This is a genomic window from uncultured Alistipes sp., from assembly GCF_963931675.1.
Lineage (GTDB): Bacteria > Bacteroidota > Bacteroidia > Bacteroidales > Rikenellaceae > Alistipes.
The window spans coordinates 2,371,032-2,395,987 of record NZ_OZ007039.1; the positions used below are offsets into that span (position 1 = coordinate 2,371,032).

Sequence of the window (24,956 nt, forward strand, 5' to 3'; positions counted from 1 at the left end):
GGTTTTATTTCTGTTTTTTATTCATAAGTTTCTGTTTGATGCGGAAAGCCGCCATGCCAAGCAGCAATCCAGCAGCGACAAAGGCCATCACTCCACCCAGAGACGGCCAGTCGACAGAGGTGATACCGGCAACGGCCGTGCGGCCGTTGACCGTGGCGATAATTCCCAGAATGGCAATCAGTGCATTGGTGAGGAAAAGCAGTTCGAGGCGGATCTCCTTTTCGGGCAGAAGGTGCTTCAACGCCCAACGCCCCAGAGGAATCGCTACTGCCACAGTTGCGGCCAGCGACCAGGCCGTCAGCGGGAAAGAGGTGCCGGGCAGGGCAAAGATGGCGGCGACCAGCAGGCTGAACAGCACCGGGAAGACGAGCAGTCCCGGAAACCAGCGCAGCAGGCGGTAGATCCAAACGACGGAGGGTTTTACGCGTCCCGCCGTGTGGATGTGTGCCGCAACGACGCAGAAGGTCATCTGCAAGGCGACTTCCAGTGTAAGGAGGACCGCCATGTCGAGCATCAGCGCGGAGTCGGCGAGCCAGTCCGCGATCTGGTTTTTCGACTGCTCGATGGCCCATGGCCACGCCAGCCCGACGAACAGGGCACAGACTACGGTCGAAAGAGCCACAAAGAAGGGCTTGCGCCAGGTCTGCTTCAACAGGTAGTTGAAGCAGACCACGATCATCATGACCAGTACGACGGTTTCCATCAGGCCTCCATTTTTTTGCGCCGGCGGCGGACGACAAGGACCAGCACCGCAATAATGCCGATTACCAGCACGGCGACAACGGTATTGCTGACCAGCGTAGTCGTGCGGTCAGAGGAGGTTGCAAGCTCCTCGCGTTTGAGCACCGTACCGCCCTTTGTGTCGAGCGAAGCCTCGCGCACCTCGCGGATCTGCTGTCCGTAGTTGCGGGCAGCTTCGGGCGTACTCTTCGAGGCGATGAAGCCGCGCAGTTTGGCGTTGTCGCAGACGAATCCCGAGCAGGAGGGGCCGTGTGTGCCGACCAGTTCGGTGTGGAGAGCGGCGAGCGTCGCGAGTTGCTCGTCCGAGGCCCTCCACATCCCCTTGCGGGCCGTTTCGAGCATCACGGCCGAGATCTCCTCCAGCGCTGCGGGGTTCTGGCGCTCGAAATAGCCGCGGAGATCCATGCCGAACCTGTCCTGCACGTAGACATCGTAGATTTCATTCCAAAGTTCGTTGTCCACCACATCGGGCTTCATGACGTTCCAGCCGTAGGTGTTCTGCACCACTGCGGCAAAGTCCGCGGCGGCACTCGCCCCGCCCTGCATCTTCTCGCGGATGTAGTTCGGATTGAAGATCGTCGTGCGGCTCTCGACGCCGATCGCCTCCTTGAGTTCCTGCATCCGCACGCGGTTGCGATTGCGGTAGTCGCTCAGGTAGGCGTCGGGTTCCCGCCCCGTGACGTTGCGCACGGCGAGGTTCATGCCGCCCATGAATTCGTAGACATGGTCGAGGCTCAGTGCGCCCCACGTATTGCTCTGGCGGGGTTGCACGACGGCGTCGGTGTTGGTCAGCGCCGCTTCGAGGGCATATTGCTGCACCTGCTCCCAAGCCTTTTCGCTGCCATAGTAGGCCCCCATGTTCTGCAGGTAAACCGCTGCGATCTCCGAGGAGCTTTCCCAACGGTCGCCGCTCTGGATCATGCCGGTAATGCCCGTGCCATAGTTGCCGTTGACGCCGCCGAAAACCCGATAGGTCGACACTTCGCGGGCTTCACGCGGTGAGAGGCCCTTGTCGATAAGTGCCTGCTCGGCATCGACGACACCCTTCGCTACATAGTTCTCATAGTGGCTGTCCTTTGCTGCTGCGGCCATTTCGACGGCCCGCGAGATAAGGAACAGCCGCGAAGCCGCCAGGTCGCGCAGCTGCCCGCTGGTCTGCACGACGACGTCGATACGCGGGCGGCCCAGCTCCTCGGAGGGGATGAGCCGCAGGTCGCTCACCCGTCCGAAAACATCGCGGACGGGCTCGACGCCCAGCATGTAGAGCACCTGCGCGAGGGTCGCCCCTTCGGTCTCGATGAACTCGCCGCTCCAGAGCGTGTAGCTCACCTTGCGGGGCAGCGAATCGTGGTGACGTTCGCGGTACATGCGGATGGTCTCGTCGGCCAGCTCCTTACCGCGCTCCCATGCTTGTTCGCTCGGCGTTGCCTCGGCGTTCACGGCGTAAAGGTTGCGGCCTGTGGGCAGCGTGTTGGGGTTGGCAACGGGATCGCCGCCCGGCGAAGGAGCCGTATAACCGCCGTTCAGGGCATTGACCAGCGACGAGAGTTCCGTTTCGGGGCTCTGCTCCAATGCCCGCCGGTAGTTGCCGACGTTGCGGATCGTGCGTTCGAGTTCGGTTACCACCCGGGCAAATTCGCGCTCTTCTTTCGAATACTCCTTTCCGAGGCCCATCATGGCGGCCATCGCATCGGCCGACATGGCTGCGGGTTTCTCCTCTGCCTGCCCGGTGTTTGCGGGCCGTTTGCCGATCTTCGGGATCCATGAAGGGTGTTTCGAAGCCCCCTTGCCCGACTTGGGAATGCCGGCCGGATGCTGCATCGGCTCACCCGAAGAGGCCAGCGCCATCATCCGCGCCATCATGTCCTGCGGAGCGGAGAGCGACTGCTGGATTTCGCGGGCCTTCTCCAATTCCGCGGCCGAGATGCCGGCCGTCGAGCAGATGAAAGCATCGGTCGGCTGCTGCGCTCCGCTCAAAAGGCGTCCGACCAGTTTGCGGGCCGGTTCGAGGTAGCGGCGCGTGAAGAGCGTGCGGTGTTTTTCAAGTCCGGCATCCGCCCGGCCGCGGAATTTGTCGAGCGCCAGCAGCGAATAGGCAATCGGTTCGGTGGACATGGCGAAGACGCTGCTGCGGATGCGTTCCGGCGAATAGGGCCGTCCCATCGTATAGAGTTCCCCGGTGATCTTCTCCGCGGCCAGCTCCTCGGCGAAGGACTCGATGCGGGCGATCTCCGCCTCGGTATAGGGCTCAGTCAGCAACGAATCAAGCCGCAGTTCGCGGTGGATACCCAGTTCGACGGTCAGCCGCTTGACGCGCAGCGCCGCGGCCCGTGTATCGGGCTGTCCGTCGGCGTAGAGCAGGTCGTTGTAGGCCTGGATCGCCGCGTTCAGGTCGCGATAGATGCCGCGCACGCCGCTCTCCATGAACGGAGGGGTCAGATATGACTGTAACGTGGCATAGGCGCGGCGCTTGGCAATGACGCCCTCGCCGACGTTGCCGATCGAGTAGATATAGAGGTGCGGTGTGGACCCGACCAGCGCATCGGGCCAGTCGCTGCCGCTCAAGGCCACCTGTTTGCGGGGCGTGAATTCCAGGCTGCCGTGCGTGCCGAAATGGACGATGGCATCGGCCCGGAAGGCGTAACGGGCCCAAAGATAGGAGGCAATGTAGGCGTGCGGTGGTGCGGCATCGGTGCCGTGGACAATGGCGAAGTCATCGTCGCCCGCCCCGGCGGCCAGCTGCGGCAGCAGCACGATGTTGCCCAGTTCGATGCGCGGCAGCGCCAGCCGCCCGGTGTCATCGAACAGATAGCTGCCCGGGAATTCGCCGTCGAGAGCCCGGACCTCCTCCATCAGTGCGGGGCGGACAGCCTCGGAAGTCCAGGCAGCATACTCCTCGGAGGAGATGAGCGCCGGTTGGCCGTTTTTCAGGAATTCGGCCTTGGCGCCGTGGGCATAGGCGTTGAACAGGGCGCCCTGCCGCTGGATGAGTGCCGCCAGGGCTTCGGGCGTCGCGGGGAGATGCTCCACGCGGTAACCTTCGCCGCGGAGCCGCACGAGCAGGTTGTAGAGCGAAGGCACGACCTCCATACCGGAGGCCGTCAGGACATGCTGCCCGGGGCCCTTGTAGTAATAGATTGCTATGCGTTTATCGCTGTTGGGTTTGCGTTGCAGGGCAATATGGCGGTTCACCGTCTCGACGAACCGCTCCAGCCGTTCGGGAATGGCATGAACCTGTTGCAGCCCTTCGCCGTCGAGGCGATGCCCGAACAGCACCTGGGACCGGATCGCGCCGTCGATCTCGGGCATCACGACACTCTGCGACAGGAAACCGCCGTTCATGCCCATCTTGTCGGCCTCCCATTCGTCGACCAGCCGATTGACGTTGAGCGGTGCAAAGAGCGGAATGTTTTGGCGGGTCAGGTACTCCACGACGGCATCGCCCAGGCGTCCGTGCGCCATATTGATGACGGCCGACGGACGGATCGAGTCGGCCTGTCCGTTCCGGATTGCGGCCGACAGGTTGCGGAGGGGATAGACCCTGTTGCCGGTTTGCTCCAACGCCGCGATCAGATCGGTCGGCTCGCCCATCTGTCCCGTCACAATCACCCGCGGAGCATCCGGTTTCAGCAGGCCGTGCTGCGACAGGAAGGTTTCGTAAGCCTCCACGCTGTCGAAATCCAGCTCTTCCGCCTCGGGATCCGAGGGATCGGCATGGTAGAACTGCTTCAGGTCGCGCACCACGGGCAGCTCGGGCTCGTCCGTGTCCAGTCGCTTGCCGTCGACCGTGCGGCGCAGGCAGGTGAGCAGGTTGCGGTAGTTCTTCCGACCGCCGCCGTTCAGGTAGCCCTTGACGGCCGCCAGCGTCGCAGAGTCCGCCGAGACGATCTCGTTGGCAGGATTGGTCGCCATGGTCGTGATAACGGTAAGCCCCCGGTCGGCTGCATGCTGTAGCGCGGCCCGCTCTTCGGCCGTGATGCGGAGACCCATGCCATTCATCAGCACCACGTCGTAACGCCCCAATCGGCCGAACTCTGACGGTTCGACCGAAGCAAGGCGGATTTTCGGATGGTCATTGGCTCGGGCGATCTGGCCGAGCGTTGTGGCCTGGTAATTTACAAAAGCGATGTGCGTGGCCGAGAACCAGCGATTCCAGACCATAATGCCCGTTACGACGGCAAGCAGGAGCACGCCTGCCCAGATCATTGGTATCTTCTGTTTCATTTTTTATTTGCTCTTGAAAAATTGTTCGATATTCAGCGAAAGGCCCACCGAACAGGTCGTACCGATGGTCGTGGGCGAATTGCTGTAATAGTAGTCGGGCCGGTAGTTGAAAAGGTTGTCCACAGCCAGTGTCAGATCCATCCCGCGCCACAGATGCTGCGTGAGGCTCAATTTCCAGATCGTATAGCCCGGATAGGTCTGCCGCACGGTCTGCTCGTAGGAGGTCAGTTCGGTATAGACGTCGCATGTGACGGCAGACAGCCAGCGTCCCGACAGCGACACGTTCAGACCGTAGTTCTTCCACTGCTTGTCATACGCCAGGCGCGCCGTGGCCGCATGGGGACGGGTCGAGGAGAGGAGGGGCTGTCCCCGCTCGATCATCTCGTGCGTGTAGGCATACGACACGCGCCACGAGATGCCGCACGCATATCGTCCCGACGCATTGGCCTCGGCTCCGGCCACCTGCAGGGGTGACATGTTCGTGTAGACCTGTCCGGCCAACTCCTGGTTCCAGACCGTGGTGATGCGGTTGTCCACCAGATTGTAAAATCCCGTTACGGTGAAATTGTGCTGTCCCGCCATGTATTCGGCCGAGAGCGAGAAGTTGTGGCTCGTCTCGGCTTTCAGTTCCGGATTTCCGTAAATCATGAAGATATTGCCCATGTAGAAGTCCATATACATCTCCTTGAGGGTCGGCGCACGGAATCCTCCGGCGTAGGAGGCCCGGAGCGAGCAGTTTTCGACCTTGTACATCACGCCGAGCATCGGCGAAAGATGCGAGAGGCTTGCCGCCGAAAAATGGTCGAAGCGCAGGCCCGCAATGAGGTTGAACCTCCGGTGCGGGTTCCAGTCGAACTGTGCGAAGGCATCGGCCGTATGCTGCGTATGGCTGCCGTTGTCCGTAAACTGGTAGGACATCAGGTAGTCACGCATGTAGTCGCCGCCGACGGTAAGGATGTGTTTCCCGGAGAAGGTATGGTTGTAGAGCGTGCGCAGGGTGTGCTGCACGTTGCTGTAGTCGCGCACGTCGCGCGACGTGGGGACCAGATAGTCGCTCTTGTCGTACTGGTCGAAGGCATAGGAGAGTTCCAGATCATCGGACGGCGTAATGGCCCAGTTGCCCTTCAATCCACCCGAGAAGCTTCGGTAGCGGTCCCTGATACTCTCCGATGCGTCGCGCTCGCGAAAGAAGTACCCAGCCCGTGCGGTCAGTTTCAATTCGTCGGAGGCCGTGAATACGAGCCGTTCCTTGACATTGAGCGACGAATTGCCGTAGATGGTGCTGTAATCGCCGACCTCGGCGTTGTTGGTTCCTTTCGACAAATCGATGGCATCGATCGAGGTATACTGCACGTTGGTCATCGAGTTGAACCGGCCCTGATTGAACCCGACCGAGCCGCCGTAACGTTGCTCGTTGTGGGCGCCGTAGCGGCCGTTCAGGTTGACCGACCACGGCTCCCGGGATTCACGGCTGATGATGTTCACCACACCTCCGATGGCATTCGACCCGTAGAGCGACGAAGCGGCCCCCTTGACGATCTCAATGCGCCCGACGTTATCCATGTTCAGACGACTGTAGTCGACATTGTCGAGCGTTTCGCCCGCCAGCCGCTCACCGTCGACAAGAAACAGTACCGAATTGCCGCCGAATCCCGACATGTTGAGCGACACCTGCTGGTTCATCGAATAGGAGAATTCGATGCCTGGCAACTCGCTTTGCAGCAGATCCCCAATATGGGTGGCATCGACCTGTTTGATGTCGGCTTCGGAGATGACACGGGTGACAATCGGAACATCCTTCAACAATTTCGGGGTGCGTGTGGCCGTCACCACCACCTGATCCATCATCGTGGAGCGCTCTGCGAGCTGGAAATTCAATGTGCCGGACTGAGCGACAACGACCTTTTTGCTCGCCGATTCGTACCCGACAAACGAGGCATAAAGCGTATACGTATCCTTGCCCGGAAGTGCAATTTCATAACGCCCCTCCGTGTCGGCAACGGCACCGAGCGACGGCAGTTCCTTTACGGTAACGGCCGCTCCGACGAGCGGTTGCCCCGTAACGTCCGTAACGGTGCCGGATATTTTGTATTGAGCCTGAGTTTGTAGTGCAAACAGAATCCCGAAAAGGAAGAATACAAGTTGTTTTATCATCATTCGACGGGATAGAGGTAGTCAATGGTCATATAGCCCTTTATGGCCGCATCGTTCATGAAGTTCACGAGGCGCAGGGCCGCACAGGTGCCGTCGTTCAGACGGAGCAGGTAGATCTTTCCCGAAAGGGTGTATATGGGCGGCATGGTCGAGGTATCGACATCGAGCCACCGCGAAAGGCACGGGTTCCAGTAATCCTCGGCGTAAAGAATCACTCCGTCCATCATCTGCGACATGTCGACCGTAATGCGGTCGGTGGTCCATTCATCGGTCGTCCACTGCTCTTCGGAAACCGATCCTGGAGCGGGCAGAGCATCGAAAGACCCCGCCTGGCTTTCCCAAACGGTGCCGCCGTTGGTCTTCGTGTCATAGCGGTGCACGGCAAAATCCCACGTTTCGGGAGCTGCGGCACCCACCGGTGTCGTTGTCACCTGTTTGCCGTGCAAATCGACATAATGCCATTCGGTGTAATCCGTGGCATCGATATAGATCCGTCCCGTGCGGGCTCCTTCGTCGACAAGGATAAACCCGTATTCGTTGTCGGTCTCGGACGTGGGCATGTCATAAATACCCTCGAAGATGCCGTTGCAGGCCGGGAGCGACAACATCAGTGTCGCTCCCGACAGGAACAGCCCAGCCTGTTTGCAGTTCATGGCCAATCTCGCTTTTCCGTCGTGTTACTCTTCCGTGGCGGGAGCCGTTCCCGGCAGCAGCGTGACGGTCAGTCCGCCCATGACGGCCGGTACGTTGAATGCGATCGAGAAGTCGTCCTTGGCGGCGTTGGTCCGGCCGCTGAGCGTGAAGTCGTAGTTGCTTGTCGATTCACCCATTCCCATGGCCACGCTGCCGCTGCCCGTAAAGACGTACTCTTCGCCCTCTTTGGCCGCAGTGGCCGACTCGACGGTAAAGGTCCCCCACGTGGCTGATTCGAAGACGACCTTCAGGGTTCCGTCGCCGTTGGCCGTCAGCGTCACACTCTCGTTGTCGGTGTAGGTATTCTGGAAGTAGGAGCAGTCGGCATCCGTATAGCCTTCGTACGTGCCGGCCAGCAGCAGGTCGGCCGGAGCATCACCCGTCTGAAAGGTAAGGGTCATACCGCCCATGACGGCCGGAATCGAGAACTCCATCCGGGCATCGGTCTGTGACTTGATCTCGGCCGTGAAGGTGCAGTCATAGGCCGAGGTGCTGCCGCCCATTCCCATTTGGGTCTGCCCGCTGCCCGAGAGTGTGCAGAGGTCTCCGCTCACGCTCGCCTGCGCATCGGTGATGGTGAAGGCACCCCACGTGGCGGATGTAAACGATACGGAGGCGGTACCGTCCGTATTTTCTGTGATTACGACGGTCTCGTCCGCCGAGATCATGTTCTGGAAATAGCTGCAGCTGGCCAGCGTATAACCGTCGTAACTGCCTGCAAAATCGATCGTTTTCGGACCGTTTTCATCCTTGTCGCACGCCATCATAAAGGCTGCGGCGGATAGCATCATAAGTACGGATTGGATTTTCATATCATTTGAATTTTTGTTTCCGGATGCAAAATTACTCGGGCCGCAGGCCGTGGGCAATAACCCGATTTCAGTATTTTGCAGCGACTGGAGGGCTCTTTCTCACTATTTTTGAGTATTGTCTCCATATAAATAGGTGAGTAAATTTGCAGCAGCAAGCAAAAGGATTAAAAAGAAGCAGAATGAATAATTTAGCAGGCTATAAACCGACTGCCAGGATGCGTGATCTGGTCAATGACAACAGCGCATTGCTATTGGTAATGGGGCGCTTCGGCATATCGCTGGGTTTTGGAGACCAATCGATTAGGGAGGTGTGTCGGGTACACCATGTGGATGAAAACACATTTCTGGAGGTGGCCAATTTTGTTTCAGACAGAGAGTATCATTACGACTTGGTTTCTCTGCCGTCTCTGATCGGCTATTTGAAACAGGCACACGAATATTTTCTGGATTTCAACCTGCCCAATATCCGCCGTAAACTGATCGAATCGATCGATTATTCCGGGAGTAATGACATAGCGATGCTTATCGTGAAATTCTACGACGAATATGTAACAGAGGTTCGCAGACACATGGAGTATGAAAATGAAGTGGTCTTCACCTATGTCGAGCAACTGTCTCAGGGACTTCTGAATCGGAATTATACGATCTCGGAGTTTGCGGGCAAGCATACACCCATAGGGAATAAGCTCAAGGAGTTGAAAGATATTGTCATCCGTTATTACCCCGAAAGGAACAACTACCTGCTGAATGCCGTGCTGCTGGATATTATTCTGTGTGAACAGGACCTGACGTCACATTGCATGATTGAAGATAAGCTGTTTGTACCGGCAGTAAGGCATATAGAACTGCAGATAAAACAAAGCGGACAGGTCGCATATATCGACGAATCGGAAAATGAAACATCCGACAGAGATAAATTAGAGGTGCTCAGCGACAGGGAGAAAGATATTGTCGTATGCGTGACCAAAGGTATGAACAATAAGGAGATCGCCGATTATCTGTTTCTTTCAGTGCATACGGTGACAACTCATCGCCGCAACATATCCAATAAATTGCAGATCCATTCTACGGCAGGACTGATTATTTACGCCATAGCAAACAAACTGGTCAATATCGAAGATATACCCCAAAAGTAATGACGGCGGCATAGAGTTTCTATCACCAATCTTTCGGTTTAATTCTACGGTTGTACCGGCTTGACTGGATGTTTGGTTCTTCCGGAAAGTTTAACAACTATTGAAAAGACTGCATTTTACCGTTGTTCCGGTTTTACCGATATTTATTGCAAACCAACCACTCCACCACAGAGTGCAGTGGCATTTGAAAGTTGTTATAATGTTACATTGCATGTTCCTGTCGGGAGTGCAGAGACCTGTTCCACTGCCAGAGAATGGCGTTATTTTAAGAAAATTGTCGAGACTGATTTTTCGGAGTTGAATCTTTGAGCGGGGCATAGCGTTCGGGCGTACTGAACGGCCCGGCAGGCAACAGCAACGGGGGAACCGGATTCCGGTTCCCCCGTTGTCATATTCTTAACTCGGTGAGGCGCTCTTTCGATGCGAAGCCGCTCTTCACCGCTCTTCTCTTCTCTTCTCTTCTCTTCTCTTCTCTCTCCTCTCTCCTCTCTCCTCTCTCCTCTCTCTCTCTCTCGCCCCCCCCCTCCTCGCTATTTGTTGAGCAGCGAGGGTTCGTAGAGATAGCGTTTGATGCTGCGCTTGGGGGTTTTCTCAAACTCCGTGGGGTAGATCACGATGTCGGAGACGCGCTCGTAGGCGGCCAACTGGGCATTCAGTTCCTGGAGGTTCTTCTGCATGACCTGCGGGAGATCGGCCTTGTCGACCCCTTCGGCGTCGGCCAACTCGTAGTCCGGAACCACCAGGGCCTTGAGTTTTCCGTTTCCGGCATCGAGGACGAGCGATTCGAGGACGAGATACATGTTGTTCAACTTGTCCTCGATCTCCTCGGGGTAGATGTTCTGCCCGTTGCCCGAAAGGATCATGGTCTTCGAGCGTCCGCGGATGTAGAGCGTTCCGTCGGGGTCCATGGTTCCCATGTCGCCCGTATGGAGCCATCCGTCGGGGTCGAGGACCTTTTTCGTCGCCTTGTCGTTCTTGTAATACCCCTTCATGACGTGCTCGCCGCGGACGAGGATCTCCCCGGCGACATGCTCCGGATCGGGGGAGTCGATCTTCACTTCGAGCAACCCCTTGAGATAGCGGCCGCACGATGCCTGCTTGAACTCGTTGTCGGGGGCGAAACTGATCAGCGGGGCGCATTCGGTCATTCCGTAGCCGATGGTGATCGGGAAGTGGATCTTGCGCAGGAACGATTCGGTCTCCTGGTTCATCGGGGCGCCCCCGACGATGAAGATCGAGACGTTTCCGCCGAACGCATCCATGAGCTTCTTGCGGATGACGGAGTAGATGGCCGAATTGAGCAGGGGGATCTTCATGGCGATGGACATGGGGCCCTTTTCGAGCATGGGGAGGACCTGCTTGCGGTATACCTTTTCGAGGATCATCGGCACACAGCAGATGATCGTGGGCCTGACGACGGCCATGGCCTCGATGAGGATCTTGGGCGAGGGGATCCGTCCGAGGAGTGTGATGTGTCCTCCGACGGCTATCGGAGCGAGGAAGTCGAAGGCGCATCCGTAGGCATGGGCCAGGGGCAGGAACGAGAGGGTTCGGCCGCCGCGCTGGAAGTAGAGTTGCCCGGTCTGGGTATTGAGCGCCGACATGGCGAAGACGACGTTTCCGGTGAGGTTGTTCACCGTGAGCATCACGCCCTTGGAGTACCCGGTGGTTCCGGAGGTGTAGTTCAGCAGGATGACGCGGTCGTTGGGGACGTCGGGATACTTGATGTCGTTGACGCTGAATCCGCGGGGGTATTTCGTGCGGTAGTTTTTGAGGATGTCGCGCTGGAATTTGGTAAGAGCCTTTCCGTCGCGTTCGTAGATGGCGTGGAAATCGGTGAGCGAGAAGACGGCTTCGATCTGTCGGATCTGGTCCTCTTCGATGACATCCCAGAAGTTGTCTCCAAGGAAGAGCAGGCGGCTTTCGGAGTGGTTGATGATGTGGATGATGTCGGCGGGGGTGAAGTCCTGGAGGATCGGGACGATGACGGCACCGTAGGTGATCGTGGCCAGGTAGGTGATGCACCAGCGGGGGTTGTTGCGTCCGATCAGGGCGATTTTGTCGCCCTGTTTGATTCCGGCCTTCTTGAAGAGGAGATGGAGTTTGGCGATCTCCTTGGCCATTTCATAATAGGAGAAGGTTTCGTCTTTGAAGTAGTCGGTCAGGGCCGACATTTCGCGGTTTTCGCGGAAACTCTTCTCGTATATCTTCAGTAGATTTTCCTGTAACATGGGTAGATATTTCGAGTTGTTTTAGGAACAGATTCATTTTCGGGCGGAACAGGCCTGGCCTGGACTCGGTGCGCTCCTGAACGGATTCGGTGCGGTCCGGAGCGGGTCCGTTCCCCGGACTGCCGTTTCGGACATCGGAAGCCGGGCCGGAACGGGCCTATTTCGAGGCCTTTCCGGCCTTTTTTGGGGGTGTTTTTCCGGATCCCGGGTCCTTTTCCGGGGTCGGAGCCTTTTCGGATTCCACGGTTTTCCCCGCCGCAGGAGTGGATTCCTCGACTTTTTCTTCAGGGATCGCGGAATCCTTTTCCACGCCATCTTCCGGTCCCATCCCCGGGACCGTTATCTCCTCGGGGTCCTTGTCGGATTCGTCTACCGCGACCTTTCCGTCGACGATCTTCACGCGGTGTGGTTTCCAGACGTAGATTTTCGATTCGGTTCCGGCTTTGAGCCGTTCGATGTTCTTGCGGTGTGTGTAGATGAGCAGGATGGCGATAACGAACGAGAAGATGACGAACGGGATCGATCCGTTCACCTTGGGGGAGATGAGCGTGAAGACCGGGAAACAGCATCCTGCGATGATCGAGGCGAGGGAGACGTAATGGAAGATCATCAGGATGACGAGCCAGACCCCGAAGCAGAGCAGCGCCACGGGAGGGTAGATTCCCGTCACGGCCCCGACGAGCGTAGCGACGCCCTTGCCGCCGCGGAATCCCGCGAAGACGGGGAAAATGTGTCCGAGGACGGCGGCAAAAACGGCTCCGATCTTGAGGTTTATGAGGTCATTTGCGCCGATCAGGTCGTCGTACTGCATGAGTTCGATGATCGTGACGGCGACGAAGCCCTTGAGGAAGTCGAGGGCGAAGACCGGAGCCGCGGCCCGTCGTCCGAGGACGCGGAGCATGTTTGTCGTGCCGGCGTTTTTCGAGCCGTATTCGCGGATATCGATGCCGTAGTATTTCTTGCCGATCCACACGGCGCTCGGAATCGAGCCCAGCAGATAGGCGATGACAATCATGGTTGTGGCGGTATAAATGGTCAGGATCATACGTTTTTCGGTATCTCGTTGTTTATGCAAAAATAATAAAAAAAACCGGTTTCGGAAGCGGAAGCCGAAAAAAGCATCAGGATAGGCGTAAATCCGGAGAAATTCGTATCTTTGTACTCCAATATGAGAGAGGTATGAATACAAAGGCATTACTCGAACCGATGGGGTCGTGGGCGTGGTGGCGCTCGTGGTTTTTGATATTCTTCGGCTGCTCGGTCATGGGCGCGGGGTTCGTGTTGTTCGTCAATCCCTACAATTTCGTGCCGGGCGGGGTCTACGGTATGGGTATTGTGCTGCACAATCTTTTCCCGTCGATTCAGGTGGGAACCTTCGGCTACATGTTCGACATACCGCTGATGCTGATTGCGATGCTGGTTTTCGGCGGCGGATTCGGGACGCGGACGGTGCTGGCGGCGCTCTATACGCCGGGTTTCATGAACATTCTCACGCGGCTGGTCTACCCGACCCCCGAAGCGGTCGAGTTGCTGGACCCGTCGCAGCTGCTGGGCGGCCGTCTGGATCTTTCGAACGACCTGTTGCTGACGTGCGTCATCGGTGCGGTCGTGATCGGCGTGGGCCAGGGCATCGTCGTGCGTCAGCAGGCCACGACGGGCGGTACGGACATCGTGGGAATGTTGTTGCAGAAGTTTGCGGGGATCAAGTTCTCGACGGGTATTTTCCTGGCGGACGGATTCGTGGTGCTGTCGGGCCTTGCGGTGATCGGCTTCGGTCTCGGCACGGGCGAGGCGGCTTCGAACGGGTGGATGCTGACGCTCTATTCGCTCATTACGATCTACATTTCGTCGCGCGTGGTGGCCTACCTGCTCGACGGAGCGTCGTACGACAAGCTGCTGTTCATCATCAGCGACCATCACGAGGAGATCAAGCGCTTTATCATCGAGGATATGGAGCGGGGTGCCACCTACCTGAAAGGCAAGGGGATGTTCACCGACCGGGACAAGGATGTGATCTTCCTGGTGATCAGCCGCAAGGAGGTTCATCTGGTCCAGAACCGCATTCGGGAGATCGATCCGCGGGCGTTCGTGGTGGTAACCGACGCCTACGAGACCTTCGGCGAGGGCTTCAAGCAGTTCCCGGACAAGAACCAGATCCAGGCCGAATAGCGGGCTGCGGGGAGGGGCCGGACGGGTTTTTGCGCTTCGGCCGCCGGGGAAAAAGATGGAAAAACGATGGAAATAAATACGAATACACTGCGTCCCCTGCAGGGGGACGGAAAAAAACTCTTTATCGAGACCTACGGCTGCCAGATGAATGTCGGCGATACGGAGATCGTGGTCTCGCTGATGCAGCAGGAGGGATACGTCTATACGGAGCGGATCGACGAGGCGGACATCATCCTGATCAATACGTGCTCGATCCGCGACAATGCCGAACAGCGCATCTGGGGCCGCCTGGCCGAGATGAGGGGCCTTCGCCGCCGACACCCGGGTCTGATTGTGGGAATCCTGGGCTGCATGGCCGAACGGCTGCGCGAGAAACTGCTCGAAGGACCTTCGGGGGTGGATGTCGTGGCGGGTCCGGATGCCTATCGGGACCTTCCGCGCCTGGTTCGCGAGGCCGAGGCGGGCGGCAAGGGGGTGAACGTCCTCCTCTCGACGGAGGAGACCTACGCCGAGGTGGCTCCCGTGCGCCTGGACCGCAACGGCGTGAGCGCCTTTGTGGCGATCATGCGGGGCTGCAACAACTTCTGCTCCTACTGCGTGGTTCCCTACACGCGGGGCCGCGAGCGGAGCCGCGAGGCCTCGACGATCGTTGCCGAGGCGCAGAGCCTCTTCGACAACGGCTACCGGGAGGTGACGCTCCTGGGCCAGAACGTCAACTCCTACCGCACGGGGGACGTCGACTTTCCGGAGCTGCTGCGGCGCGTAGCGTCGATTTCGCCGCTGCTGCGCGTTCGTTTCGCCACGTCGCACCCCAAGGATATGAGCGACCGCTTGCTCGAAACGATGGCTTCGATGCCGAACATCTGCCGGTCGATCCACCTCCCGGCACAGTCGGGCTCGACGGCGATGCTCGAACGCATGAACCGCAAATATACGCGCGAATGGTACCTCGACCGCATTGCCGCCATCCGGCGCTACTTGCCGGATTGCTCGATCACCACGGACCTCATTGCGGGCTTCTCGGGCGAGACCGAAGCGGATCACCGCGAGACGTTGTCGCTGATGCGCGAGGTGGGTTACGACTTCGCCTACATGTTCAAGTATTCGGAACGTCCGGGAACTTTTGCGCAGAAACACCTTGGCGACGACGTGCCCGAGGAGGTGAAGTCGCGGCGCCTGCAGGAGATCATCGCGCTGCAGAACGAACTGGGCCTGGCAAGCTACCGCCGCGACGTGGGCCGGGAGTTCGAGGTACTGGTCGAGGGTGCGTCGAAGCGCAACCCGAACCAGTTGTCGGGCCGGACGTCGCAGAACAAGGTGGTGGTCTTCGACCGGGGCGGCCATCGCGCGGGCGAATACGTGCGGGTGCGCATTACGGGCTGCACGGCGGCGACGCTCTTCGGCGAGGCCATGTGAGAATGACTGGAAAATATAAAAAACACGAAAATCGATGCGTTTTGACGAACTGGACCTGGAGGATGAGATCCTCGACGGTCTCGAAGATATGAATTTTTACGAAATGACGCCCGTTCAGGAGCACACCATCCCGGTGATCCTCGAAGGGCGCGACCTGATCGGCTGTGCGCAGACCGGTACGGGCAAGACGGCGGCCTATACGCTTCCGCTGCTGAACCGGCTGCTGCTGGAGGGCAACGAGGAGAATGTGGTGAAGTCGCTGATCATCGTTCCGACGCGCGAGCTGGCGCTGCAGATCGACCAGCAGTTCCAGGGTTTTTCGTATTATGCTCCGATCTCGACGACGGTGGTCTACGGGGGCGGCGACGGCAAGGGCTGGGACCTGCAGAAGAACGGGATGCTGAACGGTTCGGACGTGGTGATCGCCACGCCGGGCCGGATGATTTCGCACCTGCAGAACAGCCACGTAGACCTTTCTCACGTGGAGTGCCTGATTCTCGACGAGGCGGACCGGATGTTGGACATGGGTTTCAGCGACGACATCATGAAGATCATCTCCTATCTGCCCCGGGAGCGTCAGACGATCATGTTTTCGGCGACGCTTCCGCCGAAGATCCGCGAGTTGGCGAAGACGATCCTGCGGAATCCTGCGGAGGTGAACATCGCGATTTCGAAACCCAACGAGGCGATCGACCAGTCGGCCTACGTCTGCTATGAAAGCCAGAAACTGGGAATTATCCGGGAGCTGTTCGCCGAACCTGCGGAGTCGAAGACGATCATCTTCTCGTCGTCGAAGCTGAAGGTCAAGGAGCTGGCGCATACGCTCAAGCGGATGAAACTCGACGTGGCAGCGATGCATTCGGACCTCGACCAGTCGCAGCGTGAGGAGGTGATGCTGAATTTCAAGAATAACAAGGTGAAGATCCTCGTGGCGACGGACATCGTGGCGCGGGGAATCGACATCGAGGATATAGGCCTGGTGATCAACTACGACGTTCCGCACGATCCGGAGGATTACATCCACCGCATCGGCCGCACGGCGCGTGCTGCGGCGACGGGCAGCGCCATTACGTTTGTCAACGAGGAGGAGCAGGGCAAGTTCCACCAGATTGAGAAGTTCATCGAGCGGGAGATCCGCAAGGCGGAGCTTCCGGCGAGTGTGGGCGAGGGCCCGAAATACGAGCCGGAGGAGGGCCGCAAGCGGGGCGGACGCGGAGGCCGGGGCCGGAGCCGCAGCAAGGGCGGCGACGGTCGCGGACATGGCCGCGGACGGCGGGATCGCCTGCGTGACAAGCCGCGCGGCGGGTCTTCGTCGCGCGAAAGAGAGCCGGGAGGCGATGCTCCGCGCGGGAGTGCCGGGACCTCCGGGGCTTCCGTGCCGCAATCGGCCGGAGCGGCATCTTCTGGAAATTCAGGGGTTTCGGCACCGACCGCACCGGCCGCACCGGCCGTTTCGGGCGCAGCAGCCCCGGAGGGGGATAAGCCTCGCAAGCGCCGCCACCGCGGAGGCCGTCATCGTCGTCGCGGAAAGGGGTCTCCGGAGGGCGGCAATGCTTCGGGGCGTGTCGAGGCGAATCCGTCGGACGGCGAATAACCGAAACAGCACGACAACCTATGGAAAATCACGCTTCAGCCGCATTTGCGGACTCGAAACCTCACTACGAACTGCTGGACGGCCTGCGCGGCGTGGCGGCGCTGGTCGTGATCTGGTACCACGTTTTCGAGGGCTTTGCGACGAGTCCCGTGGACCAACGTTTCAATCATGGTTATCTGGCCGTTGATTTCTTCTTTATCCTTTCGGGCTTTGTCGTCGGGTACGCCTACGATGACCGCTGGAAGCGTCGCGCACTCACGCTGACGGACTTCATCAAGCGCCGTTTGATCCGTCTGCACCCGATGGTGGTGCTGGGCGCGGTGCTGGGTGCGGTGACCTTCTGCCTGCAGGGCAGTGTGCAGTGGGACGGCACGCCGGTGTCCTTTTCGTCGGTGCTGCTGGCGCTGTTGTTGGGGCTTTTCCTGATTCCGGCGTTGCCCGGTTCGGCTCCCGAGGTGCGTGGCAACGGCGAGATGTACCCGCTCAACGGTCCCACGTGGTCGTTGTTCTTCGAATACATCGGCAATTTGTGTTATGCACTCTTTCTGCGCCGTCTTCCGACGCGCTGGCTGGCGGGTTTCGTCACGCTGACGGGTGCGGGTCTGGCAGCTTTTGCGGTGGGCAACGGCTCGGGATACGGGCATCTCGGTGTGGGGTGGTCGCTGGCGGACCATAATCTCGTCGGAGGTTCCCTGCGTCTGCTGTTTGCCTTTCCGATGGGTTTGCTGCTGTCTCGGGTTTTCAGGCCCGTGGCCGTTCGGGGAGCCTTCTGGATCTGCAGCCTGGCAATCGTCGGGCTGCTCAGCGTTCCCTACGTCGGAGATGGTACGGTTCCGTGGATGAACGGCCTTTACGATACGGTGTGCGTCCTTGTGCTTTTCCCGCTGCTGGTCTGGCTCGGGGCTTCGGGACGGGCCACCGACCGGAAGACATCCGGTATCTGCAAATTCCTGGGAGATATCTCCTATCCGGTTTATGTGATACATTATCCCTTCATGTATCTCTTTTATGCCTGGCTGTGGCGCGGGGATGCAATTCCCTTCGCAGAGGCCTGGCCGGTAGCTGCGGGTTTGTTTGTCGGGTCGATCCTGCTGGCCTGGATGGTATTGAAAGTCTATGATGAGCCGGTTCGCCGGTGGTTGACGCGGCGTTTCCTGCAGAGGAGGTAACCGGACCCGTTGAAATGTAAAAGGCTGCTCTTTCTTCGGAGCGGCCCTTTTTTTGGAATGGAAAATTGAAAATGGAAAATTGAAAATTCCGTCGCCGTCATTTCCCGCCCGGCTAAGAGCCGGGTTCTATAGGCGATGGATTGTCCGAAAGGATCGGAAGCAAATCACCGCTTCCGACCGTCGAGGCGCGGGACTGGATCGGAAATCCTTCAAAAGTTCCTTCGCCCACAAATCGGGCTTCTTAAGCCCGTCGGTTTTTGCGGCGCTTTTTGCCGACCCCAAAAGCGCCTCTTTAAGAAAGGGGTTTTGTGGGCTGCTGAGCCTGTGAATGGTTTCCGAAGCGTGAATCCGCATACGACGGTCGACGCGCGGAACCGGATCGGAAACCCCGTGAGGTTCAGCAGCCACTAAAACCAGTTTAAAAAACCGGTCATTCCCCGCTTGACGGGGAATCCATCATTGCACAAGAACTGGATTCCCGCTTTCGCGGGAATGACGAGGGCGGGAGCGGTCGACGCGCGAAACCGAATCCGAACCATTCGGCATCCCTCCGCCCATAGAACCCGGCTCTTAGCCGGGCGGGGAATGACGGAAAGGGAGAGTTGGGAATTGGAAATTGAAAATGGAGAATGGAGAATGGAAAATTAAGGAAATTGGCGCACCGAAGGCTTCGACTTTCCACGATCGGAAAGGGCTTCCCCATAAAGCCCCCTCCGCGGAGGGGGTTTGGGGGAGGGTAGATTTGAATACGCGGCCACGGGCCGCGAGCAACGGCGGTTGCCAGCACTCCAACGCTCTTCGGGCTTTTGTTTGCCGAACTTTGCCCGGCGGCGGCCCCTCCCTTCTCAAAGGGGGATTTAGGGGGATTGTCTGGCGGGGATTTTTCGGGGTTTGCACCCTTCCGGGCAGCACGTCTGTCCCTTACTTCTGCCTGAAGTAGATCTGCATCGGGACCCCTGAAAAATCCCAGTGGTCGCGGATATTGTTTTCGAGGAAGCGCCGATAGGGTTCCTTGATGTACTGGGGCAGATTGACGAAGAAGGCAAACTGCGGCGTGGGTGTCGGCAACTGCGTGACGTACTTGATTTTGATGTACTTGCCCTTGGTTGCGGGGGGCGGGTAGTTCTCGATCAGGGGCAGCAGGAAGTCGTTCAGTTCGGAGGTGGCGATGCGGCGCTTGCGCGACTGGTAGACCCGGATGGCAGTCTGGAGCACGTCGAGGATGCGCTGCTTGTTGAGTACCGAGGTGAAGATGATCGGAATGTCGTTGAACGGCGCGAGTCTCTTCTTGAGGAATTCGGTCCACTCCTTCATCGTATTGTTGTCCTTTTCGATGAGGTCCCACTTGTTGACGACGATCACACATCCCTTTCGGTTGCGGACAATGAGGTTGTGGATATTCAGGTCCTGGGCTTCGAGTCCCTGCTGAGCGTCGAGCATCAGGATGCAGACGTCGGAGTTCTCGATGGCGCGGATCGACCGCATTACGGAGTAGAATTCGAGGTCCTCCATGGTTTTGCCCTTTTTGCGCATACCTGCGGTGTCCACGAGGTAGAAATCCATGCCGAATTTGTTGTATCGGGTGTGGATGGAGTCGCGGGTTGTTCCGGCAATGGAGGTTACGATGTTGCGTTCCTGACCGAGCAGGGCGTTCGTGAGGGATGATTTTCCGACATTGGGGCGTCCCACGATGGTGATATGGGGCAGGTTTTCGTCCTCTTCGGAGGCGGCGTCTGCGGGAAGAGCCGCGAGGATGGCATCCATGAGGTCCCCGGTTCCGCTTCCGGACATCGAGCTGATGCAGTAGGGGTCCCCGAGCCCGAGGGCATAGAATTCGTGTGAACTGAATATCAGGTCGTTGGTGTCGACCTTGTTGCAGACGAGAATCACCTTCTTGGAGGTTCGGCGGAGGATGTCAGCCATGAGCATGTCGAGGTCTGTGATTCCGGTGCGGACCTCGACGAGGAAGAGGATCACGTCGGCCTCGTCGATGGCCAGGAGGACCTGGCGGCGGATCTCGTCTTCGAAAATATCCTCCGAGTTGACGGTGTATCCTCCGGTGTCGATTACGGAGAATTCGCGGCCGTTCCAGTCGGTTTTTCCGTAATGGCGGTCTCGGGTCGTACCGGCCGTCGCATCGACGATGGCCTTTCGTTCACCGACGAGGCGGTTGAAGAGGGTGCTTTTTCCGACGTTGGGGCGTCCGACGATTGCTACGAGGCTCATGATCTTGTCCGTTCTTTGTTGCTTTTGGAGTGCAAAGATAGCGCAAATCCGTGAGGGTAAAAAATTTTTCGTGAAAATTACCCGGTTACGCCGCTTCCACCGGTTCCTGCCGGGGCCTGCTGGGGCCTGCCGCCCCCCCCCTCTCAAGAAAACTATATGTTGGCCCGAATGTATCGGCTTTCGGTGTCGCCGGCCTGTACGGGATAGAGCAGGATGGCACTGTACCCGGCGAAGAGGTGCTCCAGCAGGGACGGGATCCGGCTCATGGAGGGGTGGTAGGAGACCCGGTCGCGGCGGCTCATGACAAACCAGAGGCAGTCGTCGTCGCGCAGGTCGTGTTCGAGCGAGGGGATGTCGTCCCACTGGCTGAAGGGCACGAAGTCGATGTTTGCGGGTCGTTTCCGTCCCTTAGGGCGGAGGTATTCGAGGGTGGATTCGGGAGCCAGGAGCGCGATTTTGGCGCCGGAATTTTCGGCGAGGAGTCGGATCCTCCGCATCCACAACTGGAACCCGGCCTCCTGCTCGGCCTTTTCGGGAACGACGATCAGATGGCGTTTGATCGTGTTGATGGGCTGTACGGGCCGGTAGAGGAAGGTCGTGACGTTGCTCTGGGTGAGGATGTCCACGGCCATTTTCCCGATTGCGGGGCTGGGAGGTCCCGGGATTCCGGGAATGCCGGGGAGTGCCGGGACGACCGGGGCCGTGAGGTGCATTCCCATGACGATGTCGGTGATGCTTCGTTCCCGAGCGACGCTGACGATGGCGTTGGCGATGTTCACGTCATAGCGGAGCAGTTCCTGGAGGTATATGTCGGCGGCGGCCGCGGCTTTGGCTGCGGCATCGAGGACCTTGCGGGCCTGTTTTTCGACATAGGGGTCGTCGGCCTTGTTGTCGATGGCGTGCAGGGCATAGAGTCCGTTGGGTACTCCGGCCCGTTTGAGCATCGCACTCAGCCCGACGAGTTCGTCCGCCGATTCCTCGTGGGCCACGGGGATGAGGATATGGTCCTCCTGTCTGGGGGTTTTCGCCTCGGGGGTCCGGTTCTGTTTCACGGCGATGTTGTGGGCCCCGCGCTGCGTGGCGAAGGTCGAGACGGTGCAGGTGGCCAGGATCATCAGAATCGTTCCGTTGAGGACGCTTTCGTTGAGCAGCCGGATGGGCTCCCCTTCGGGGGTGTACCCGAGGATGACGTTGTAGCCGACCATTACGGCGGCGAGCGTTGCGGCGACGTGAGCTGAGCTGAGTCCGAAGATGACGGTTCGCTGGTCGGGGGACAGGCGGAACGACTTCTGGGTGAGCCATGCGGCGATGTACTTCGCGGCGGTGATCAGGACGATCATGACGGCCGCGACCTCGATGCTTTCCCAGTCGCGGAAGAAGGCGCGGTAGTCGATGAGCATTCCGACGCCGATCAGGAAGAAGGGGATGAATATGGCGTTTCCGACGAACTCGATGCGGTTCATCAGGGGCGATGTCCTGGGGATGAGCGGGTTGAGAGCTATGCCGGTGAGGAATGCCCCGATGATGGGTTCGAGGCCTGCGAGCTGGGCGAGGAACGCCCCGAGGAATACCATGGCCAGGACGAAGATGTACTGCGAGATGTTGTCGCTGACCTGTTTGAAGAACCAGTGAGCCAGCAGGGGGAAGAGTACGACGATGATGGCGATGCAGAGGGCTACGGAGCCGGTGAGCCGCCACCAGAACATGTCGTCGACGTTTCCGGTCGCCATTCCGACGATGACCGTCAGCAGGAGCAGGGCGAGTGTATCGGTGATGACCGTACCGCCGACGGCGATTGTGACGGCTTTGTCTCGTGCGATTCCGAGTTTGCTGACGATGGGGTATGCGATGAGGGTCTGGGATGCGAAGAGCCCTGCGAGGAGGATCGAGGAGTAGATCGAGAATCCGAGGACGTAGTATCCGGCAAGGATACCGAGGGCGAGGGGAACGCAGAAGGTGTAGAGACCGAATACAAGGCTTCTCCAGGCGTTGTGCCGGAAGTCGGACATGTCCATGTCGAGCCCCGACAGGAACATGATGTATAGGAGACCGGCGGTACCTGACAGGATGATGCTGCTGTCGCGCAGGACGAGGTTGAATCCGTGGGGCCCGATCAACGCGCCGGCGATGATGAGCCCCAGGAGGTAGGGGATCTTGAGTTTGTTCAGCAGCAGGGGGGCCGCGAGGATGATGACCAGAATCAGGAGGAACTTGAGAATCGGGTCTTCGAGCGGCAGAGTCAGGGAGATATGCGAAAACGACAGGAGCATGGATCCGGGCGCGGTTTTAAACAGTCTTGAAATTGAGAGGGTCGGGGCCGCATCCGGTGGAATCCGGAGTTGGCCGGACCGATCCTATCTTTACAAATATAGGAAAAATCGCCTTTATAAACAAGCGGTGGCGACTGTTTTCTTGCATTTGGCGGGGGCCTGATCCGGGGTCGGGCCTCTTTTTTCGAGGGCTTTCGGACATAGGGTGAGCGAGTTCCGGGTGGTTGTTGTGCGGAGACCGGGTGTCGGAATTTTCGTCGCAGGAGGAGTGTTGTGCGAAATAATCTTCTCCGGGGCTGCGTTTTTTTCGGAAAAAAACGTAACTTTGAAAAATCGGAATACGTAAACGACAACGGATGAATCGGACAGAGAGAGGGGGAAAACTGCTTGGACCCGTACTGGCGGGTTTTTTCATCATGGGATTCTGCGATCTGGTAGCCCCGATTACGGGACGGATCGGCGATGAATTCCCCGTCGGACAACAGGGAGCGGTGAGCTTTCTCCCGACCATGGTCTTTTTGTGGTTTCTGGTGCTTTCAACGCCGGTGGCCGCGCTGATGAACCGCTGGGGCCGAAAGGCTACCGCCCTCGTGGGGTACGGCTTCACCATAGCGGGAATGCTGGTCCCCTATGCGGCGGGTGCGGGTTGTTTCCTGGTGTGGTATTTCGTCGGTTTCGGTCTGCTGGGCATCGGCAATACGTTCGTACAGGTGGCGGTGAACCCCCTGCTGGCAACGATCGTTCCCGGAGAACGGATGACGAGCTACCTGACCGTGGGCCAGATCTTCCGCAACACGTCGTTGCTGCTGCTGGCGCCGCTCGTGACGGGACTCGTGGCCTGGACGGGATCCTGGCGTCTGCTGCTTCCGATCTATGCGGGCCTGACCGTCCTGGGGGGCGTGTGGCTCCAGATGACCGCCATCCCCGAACCGCCCCGCCGCGCTCATACGGCGGGATTCGTGGCGTGTTTCCGTCTGCTGAAGAATCCCCGGGTTCTGATCTCGACCGCAGGCGTGGCGTGCTTCATCGCCGGAGACGTGGGAATCGGCTTCCTTTCGGTGCGGCTGATCGATGCCCCGTCGTCGATCCTCACCACGACGGGTTTCTACGCCTGCCGCATCGTCGGAACACTGGTCGGAGCGTGGCTGCTGACGCGCTACTCCGACGTGAAATACCTGGCATGGAACATGGCCGGGGCCTTGCTGCTGGCCCTGGCGCTGGTCTTCGTGCGGAACGAAGCGGCAATCTATACGGCAATCGGTCTGTTGGGATTCGGCATGGCGTGCGTCTTCGCCACGTTCTATGCCGTGGCGACAAAGGCCGTTCCGGAACAGGCCAACGAGGTGGCGGGACTGATGATTCTGGCCATCTCCGCCGGAGCCGTATCGGGTCCGGTCTGCGGGGCGGTGATCCGTGCGACGGGAGATCCGCACATGGGAATGCTCTTCGTGGCGGTGTGCCTGGGCTACATGCTCTGGGCGGCACTCCGGCTGCAACGAAAATGAATATAAAAAAGACGTATATGCGTAAACTCGGTCTGACTCTTTTGCTGGTGTGCGCCGCCTGGGGCGCCTCGGCGCAACGTCCCCGCACGATGGTGGAGTGGGGCGTCATCGGGGGTATCAACGTCCCCGACTACACGACGAACATGGATGCCACGGACATCCGCAACAAGATGGGCTGGCAGGCCGGCATCGTCACGGCCGTGAAATTCGGGGCCGTTGCCGTGGAGCCGCAAATCCTTTACGTGCGCCAGGGTCTCCGCATCCGCCCGGAAGGGGGTGAGGAGCTGAACCTCAAATCGAACTCGATCGACGTCCCGGTGCTGGCGTCGCTCCGGCTGCTCAATCCGCTGCGGATCTATGCGGGCCCGGTCTTCACGGTGATGAACGACTGCAAGCAGAAGTCGGGCGGGGACCTGCTGGATTTCGGCAGGATCCGTCCGTCGCTCTCCTATACGGTGGGTGCGGGCGTGGTGCTGCTGCGCCATCTCCTGATCGACGTGCGTTACAACGGCCAGTTCCGGAGCAAGCACGACGTGGTGCTTCCCGACGGCCGCCAACTCGACAAACTCCGCACCTATAATGTGGCGCTGAGCGTCGGCTATATCTTCTGAGGAGC

The 24,956-nt window shown here is 59.0% G+C and carries 15 protein-coding genes and 1 pseudogene; 7 read left to right on the plus strand and 9 right to left on the minus strand.

Annotated elements, in window-relative coordinates; translation table 11 throughout:
- Nucleotides 1-4: 4 nt before the first annotated feature.
- From ABGT65_RS09990 to ABGT65_RS10010, 5 genes are read right to left on the minus strand one after another with little or no spacing between them, the layout of a single operon-like run.
- Nucleotides 5-703 carry a hypothetical protein gene (locus tag ABGT65_RS09990; protein WP_346701813.1) on the minus strand — a complete coding sequence of 233 codons (699 nt, stop codon included), beginning with the start codon at nucleotides 701-703 and terminating at the stop codon, nucleotides 5-7.
- A complete protein-coding gene (locus ABGT65_RS09995) occupies nucleotides 703-4,965 on the minus strand; it encodes a cobaltochelatase subunit CobN (protein WP_346701815.1) in 4,263 nt (1,420 codons plus the stop codon). Before ABGT65_RS09995 ends, ABGT65_RS09990 begins: the two co-directional genes overlap by 1 nt.
- 3 nt (nucleotides 4,966-4,968) lie before the next feature.
- Nucleotides 4,969-7,119 (minus strand): TonB-dependent receptor, encoded by a 2,151-nt coding sequence (locus ABGT65_RS10000; protein ID WP_346701817.1) that lies wholly within the window; start codon nucleotides 7,117-7,119, stop codon nucleotides 4,969-4,971.
- Nucleotides 7,119-7,772, minus strand: a complete 654-nt coding sequence (locus ABGT65_RS10005) for an HmuY family protein (protein ID WP_346701819.1) — start codon at nucleotides 7,770-7,772, stop codon at nucleotides 7,119-7,121. The genes ABGT65_RS10000 and ABGT65_RS10005 overlap by 1 nt, the downstream gene beginning before the upstream one ends.
- Nucleotides 7,773-7,796: 24 nt before the next feature.
- Nucleotides 7,797-8,624, minus strand: a complete 828-nt coding sequence (locus ABGT65_RS10010) for a calycin-like domain-containing protein (protein WP_346701821.1) — start codon at nucleotides 8,622-8,624, stop codon at nucleotides 7,797-7,799.
- A gap of 179 nt (nucleotides 8,625-8,803) precedes the next feature.
- On the opposite strand from ABGT65_RS10010, the gene ABGT65_RS10015 reads away from it, so the two are divergent.
- Nucleotides 8,804-9,760, plus strand: a complete 957-nt coding sequence (locus ABGT65_RS10015) for a LuxR C-terminal-related transcriptional regulator (RefSeq protein ID WP_346701823.1) — start codon at nucleotides 8,804-8,806, stop codon at nucleotides 9,758-9,760.
- A gap of 530 nt (nucleotides 9,761-10,290) precedes the next feature.
- On the opposite strand, the gene ABGT65_RS10020 is transcribed toward ABGT65_RS10015, so the two are convergent.
- Both ABGT65_RS10020 and plsY read right to left on the minus strand, forming a co-directional pair.
- Nucleotides 10,291-11,991: an AMP-binding protein gene (locus tag ABGT65_RS10020; protein ID WP_346701825.1), complete on the minus strand. Its 1,701-nt coding sequence runs from the start codon at nucleotides 11,989-11,991 to the stop codon at nucleotides 10,291-10,293.
- A 406-nt stretch (nucleotides 11,992-12,397) separates the two neighbouring features.
- Nucleotides 12,398-13,036 (minus strand): annotated as a pseudogene (gene plsY, locus ABGT65_RS10025) (glycerol-3-phosphate 1-O-acyltransferase PlsY); the annotation flags it as partial.
- Between the two features lie 134 nt (nucleotides 13,037-13,170).
- On the opposite strand from plsY, the gene ABGT65_RS10030 reads away from it, so the two are divergent.
- From ABGT65_RS10030 to ABGT65_RS10045, 4 genes are all read left to right on the plus strand, one after another.
- Complete coding sequence (locus tag ABGT65_RS10030; RefSeq protein WP_346701827.1) at nucleotides 13,171-14,160, plus strand: YitT family protein; 990 nt, start codon at nucleotides 13,171-13,173, stop codon at nucleotides 14,158-14,160.
- Nucleotides 14,161-14,226: 66 nt separating this feature from the next.
- Nucleotides 14,227-15,576 carry a tRNA (N6-isopentenyl adenosine(37)-C2)-methylthiotransferase MiaB gene (miaB, locus tag ABGT65_RS10035; protein ID WP_346701828.1) on the plus strand — a complete coding sequence of 450 codons (1,350 nt, stop codon included), beginning with the start codon at nucleotides 14,227-14,229 and terminating at the stop codon, nucleotides 15,574-15,576.
- A gap of 34 nt (nucleotides 15,577-15,610) precedes the next feature.
- On the plus strand, nucleotides 15,611-17,170 hold the full coding sequence (locus ABGT65_RS10040) for a DEAD/DEAH box helicase (protein WP_346701830.1): 1,560 nt from the start codon (nucleotides 15,611-15,613) through the stop codon (nucleotides 17,168-17,170).
- 20 nt (nucleotides 17,171-17,190) lie between these two features.
- Nucleotides 17,191-18,339: an acyltransferase gene (locus ABGT65_RS10045; RefSeq protein ID WP_346701832.1), complete on the plus strand. Its 1,149-nt coding sequence runs from the start codon at nucleotides 17,191-17,193 to the stop codon at nucleotides 18,337-18,339.
- A 921-nt stretch (nucleotides 18,340-19,260) separates the two neighbouring features.
- Here the strand turns inward: ABGT65_RS10045 and der are convergent.
- Nucleotides 19,261-20,568: a ribosome biogenesis GTPase Der gene (gene der, locus ABGT65_RS10050; protein ID WP_346703083.1), complete on the minus strand. Its 1,308-nt coding sequence runs from the start codon at nucleotides 20,566-20,568 to the stop codon at nucleotides 19,261-19,263.
- A gap of 149 nt (nucleotides 20,569-20,717) precedes the next feature.
- Nucleotides 20,718-22,835, minus strand: coding sequence for a cation:proton antiporter (locus ABGT65_RS10055; protein ID WP_346701834.1), 2,118 nt, complete (start codon nucleotides 22,833-22,835; stop codon nucleotides 20,718-20,720).
- 356 nt (nucleotides 22,836-23,191) lie between these two features.
- On the opposite strand from ABGT65_RS10055, the gene ABGT65_RS10060 reads away from it, so the two are divergent.
- Nucleotides 23,192-24,340 carry an MFS transporter gene (locus ABGT65_RS10060; RefSeq protein WP_346701835.1) on the plus strand — a complete coding sequence of 383 codons (1,149 nt, stop codon included), beginning with the start codon at nucleotides 23,192-23,194 and terminating at the stop codon, nucleotides 24,338-24,340.
- 17 nt (nucleotides 24,341-24,357) lie between these two features.
- Entirely contained in the window at nucleotides 24,358-24,951 is a 594-nt protein-coding gene (locus tag ABGT65_RS10065) for a porin family protein (RefSeq protein WP_346701837.1), read from the plus strand.
- Nucleotides 24,952-24,956: the final 5 nt, after the last annotated feature.

Excerpts from the sequence above, each read along its gene's own strand:
- ABGT65_RS09990 (WP_346701813.1), bottom strand. The coding sequence starts at position 703 with ATGGAAACCGTCGTACTGGTCATGATGATCGTGGTCTGCTTCAACTAC.
- ABGT65_RS09995 (WP_346701815.1), bottom strand. The coding sequence starts at position 4,965 with ATGAAACAGAAGATACCAATGATCTGGGCAGGCGTGCTCCTGCTTGCC.
- ABGT65_RS10000 (WP_346701817.1), bottom strand. The coding sequence starts at position 7,119 with ATGATAAAACAACTTGTATTCTTCCTTTTCGGGATTCTGTTTGCACTA.
- ABGT65_RS10005 (WP_346701819.1), bottom strand. The coding sequence starts at position 7,772 with ATGAACTGCAAACAGGCTGGGCTGTTCCTGTCGGGAGCGACACTGATG.
- ABGT65_RS10010 (WP_346701821.1), bottom strand. The coding sequence starts at position 8,624 with ATGAAAATCCAATCCGTACTTATGATGCTATCCGCCGCAGCCTTTATG.
- ABGT65_RS10015 (WP_346701823.1), top strand. The coding sequence starts at position 8,804 with ATGAATAATTTAGCAGGCTATAAACCGACTGCCAGGATGCGTGATCTG.
- ABGT65_RS10020 (WP_346701825.1), bottom strand. The coding sequence starts at position 11,991 with ATGTTACAGGAAAATCTACTGAAGATATACGAGAAGAGTTTCCGCGAA.
- ABGT65_RS10030 (WP_346701827.1), top strand. The coding sequence starts at position 13,171 with ATGAATACAAAGGCATTACTCGAACCGATGGGGTCGTGGGCGTGGTGG.
- miaB (WP_346701828.1), top strand. The coding sequence starts at position 14,227 with ATGGAAATAAATACGAATACACTGCGTCCCCTGCAGGGGGACGGAAAA.
- ABGT65_RS10040 (WP_346701830.1), top strand. The coding sequence starts at position 15,611 with ATGCGTTTTGACGAACTGGACCTGGAGGATGAGATCCTCGACGGTCTC.
- ABGT65_RS10045 (WP_346701832.1), top strand. The coding sequence starts at position 17,191 with ATGGAAAATCACGCTTCAGCCGCATTTGCGGACTCGAAACCTCACTAC.
- ABGT65_RS10055 (WP_346701834.1), bottom strand. The coding sequence starts at position 22,835 with ATGCTCCTGTCGTTTTCGCATATCTCCCTGACTCTGCCGCTCGAAGAC.
- ABGT65_RS10060 (WP_346701835.1), top strand. The coding sequence starts at position 23,192 with ATGAATCGGACAGAGAGAGGGGGAAAACTGCTTGGACCCGTACTGGCG.
- ABGT65_RS10065 (WP_346701837.1), top strand. The coding sequence starts at position 24,358 with ATGCGTAAACTCGGTCTGACTCTTTTGCTGGTGTGCGCCGCCTGGGGC.